Here is a 630-nt window from a genome sequence, read left to right as displayed (position 1 = left end):
GCGTCCAACGGGTTGACCGCGCCCAATGGTCCTTCGCAGCAGCGGGTGGTGCGTGCGGCGTTGGCCAGCGCGGGGTTGGTGGCGGCCGAGGTGGATGTGGTCGAGGGTCATGGCACCGGGACGACGTTGGGTGATCCGATCGAGGCGCAGGCGTTGTTGGCGACTTATGGGCAGGGTCGTGGCGAGCCGTTGTGGCTGGGGTCGGTCAAGTCGAACATGGGGCATACGCAGGCGGCCGCGGGGGTGGCCGGGGTGATCAAGATGGTGCAGGCGATGCGCCATGAGATGTTGCCGGCGACGTTGCATGTCGATGTGCCGAGTCCGCATGTGGACTGGTCGGCGGGCGCGGTGTCGTTGCTGACCGAGTCGCGGGCGTGGCCTGGCGATCGTCCGCGGCGGGCGGGTGTGTCGTCGTTCGGGATCAGTGGCACCAACGCGCATGTCATCATCGAGGCGGTGGCGGCCGAGGCGCCGCGTGCTGGGGACGGTCCGACTGTGCCGGTGGTGCCGTGGCCGGTGTCGGCGAAATCGCGGTCGGCGTTGGCGGCGCAGGCGGCGCGGTTGGCGGAATACGTTCGTGCGCACGGTGATCTGGATGTCGCGGACATCGGGTGGTCGCTGGCGGGCCGG

At 69.8% G+C, this 630-nt stretch carries 1 protein-coding gene; it reads left to right on the top strand.

The genetic code is table 11. The features are described from left to right. A partial coding sequence (locus tag OQ789_RS25705; protein WP_324689228.1) for a polyketide synthase occupies positions 1–630 on the top strand: 630 nt, incomplete at both ends.

The organism is Mycobacterium sp. 94-17 (assembly GCF_035617725.1).
GTDB lineage: Bacteria > Actinomycetota > Actinomycetes > Mycobacteriales > Mycobacteriaceae > Mycobacterium.
This window is presented reverse-complemented; position numbering and strand designations above follow the sequence as displayed.